This window comes from Curtobacterium sp. B8 (assembly GCF_000333315.1).
Classification (GTDB): Bacteria; Actinomycetota; Actinomycetes; order Actinomycetales; family Microbacteriaceae; genus Curtobacterium; species Curtobacterium luteum.
The window spans coordinates 1-1,762 of sequence record NZ_BACW01000452.1; the positions used below are offsets into that span (position 1 = coordinate 1).

Below are 1,762 nucleotides of genomic sequence, written 5' to 3' on the forward strand. Positions count from 1 at the left end.
CCTGCGCGCGGACACCCGACCGGGTCCGGACCAGGTGGTCGTCGACCGGTCGGAGATCCTCGGGCACGTGGCCGGGTTCCTGCCGGCCGGGTCGACCGACCGCACCCGCGACGAGGCCCGCGTGGCGAGCGCCGTCGACCGGCTCGTCCGTGCGCGCATCCTGCTGCGCACCACCGACCCGGACCGGTTCCGCGTCGCGAGCGTGGTCGAGGTGTTGCTCCCCCTCGAGCGACTCCTGGAACTCGACACCTGGTTGCGGACCGCGACCAGCGACGGCGGCGAGGTCGTCGACGGAGCCGCACCGGGCCTCCAGGCCGAGCCGGCCGACACCGACGACGAAGGCGAGCCGGCAGCATGACCGACACCGCGATCGGCCGCACCGCGCCGGACGAGTACGCGACGCCCGCGCTGTTCGACACCGTGGCGCAGTGGCGCGCCGAGTCGATGCAGGTCGTCAACTGGGGCGGCTTCCACGGGCACCGCCAGGTGGAGCTGTCCGGCACGGCCACGCTGATCTCGGGGGCGTCCGGGACGGGCAAGTCGACGCTGATGGACGCGTACCTCGCGGTGATGATGCCGTCCGACGTGCCGTTCAACGGGGCGTCGAACGACACCACGACCGGGCGTGCGCGCGGCGCGGACCAGCGCAACCTGCTCACGTACCTGCGGGGCAAGGTCGACACGCAGCGCGACCCGGAGACCGGCGCCCTGCGGGACGTGAACCTCCGCGGCGACGACCGGACGACGTGGGGCGCGGTCGCGGTCACGTTCCGGAACGACGACGAGCGCCGCTTCACCGTCCTGCGCACGTACATCGTGCCGAAGCGCGCCCGCGGCGTCGGCGACATCCAGATGACCATGGCGACGGTCGACGACACCTTCGACCTGCGGCGGCTCGAGGAGTTCGTGCCCTCGCGGTTCCACCACCTCGAACTGACGGGCCGGGTCCCCGGACTCGTCATCCGCGACACGTACCAGGAACTCGCGTACACGCTGCAGACCCGGCTCGGCATCGGCGACTCCGGTGGCGGCAACCGGGCGATGCGACTGCTCGCGCGCATCCAGGCCGGACAGCACCTGCCGACCGTGGACGCGCTCTACAAGTCCCTCGTGCTCGAGACCCCGGCGACCTACGAGGCGGCGGACCGGGCGCTCGCGCACTTCTCCGCCCTCGACGAGGCGTACGAGGCGATGGACACCGAGGAGCGAAAGGTCCGCATCCTCTCCCCCATCGTCGACCTGCACGCCGAGATCTCTCGGTCGAAGGCCGCCGCAGCTGCGCTGGACGGCATCGCCACGGGTGCCGAGGTCTCCCCGTTCGCCCACTGGACGGCGTCGCGGAAGCGCGCCCTGCTGGACGACGAGGTCGCCCGGAACGCCCGCGAGCGCACCGCGGCACGGGCGGAGGTGTCCGCGGCCGAGGCTCGGCACGCAGCGGTCGAGATCGAGCTCCGCGATGCCGAGGCCCGACTCCGCGACCAAGGCGGCAACGCCCTCGCGCAGCTCGAGGACCGCATCGACCGCCGGACCCGCGAACGCGACACCGTCGCCCGGACGCGTGCGACGTTCGAGGAGCGCACCGCGGTCCTCGAGACCGCGATCGACTCCGAGCAGTCGTTCGGGGCCGCGCAGCGCACCGCCCACGAGTTCCTCGGCTCCTACGCGGAATCGCGTTCGTCGCTCGACGAACGGCGCGACGCCCTGACCCGCGAGGAGTACCCGCTCCTCGACCGCGAGCGGACCCTGCGCCAGGAGCGGCAGT

Annotated in this window: 1 protein-coding gene and 1 pseudogene; both read left to right on the forward strand. The window is 72.9% G+C overall.

Annotated elements, in window-relative coordinates; translation table 11 throughout:
- Positions 1 to 358, forward strand: a pseudogene (locus I59_RS19885) (DUF4194 domain-containing protein); the annotation flags it as partial.
- Positions 355 to 1,762: ATP-binding protein (locus I59_RS11720; RefSeq protein WP_022904030.1), on the forward strand; the 1,408-nt coding region annotated here is incomplete at its 3' end. The pseudogene I59_RS19885 and the gene I59_RS11720, both read left to right, overlap by 4 nt.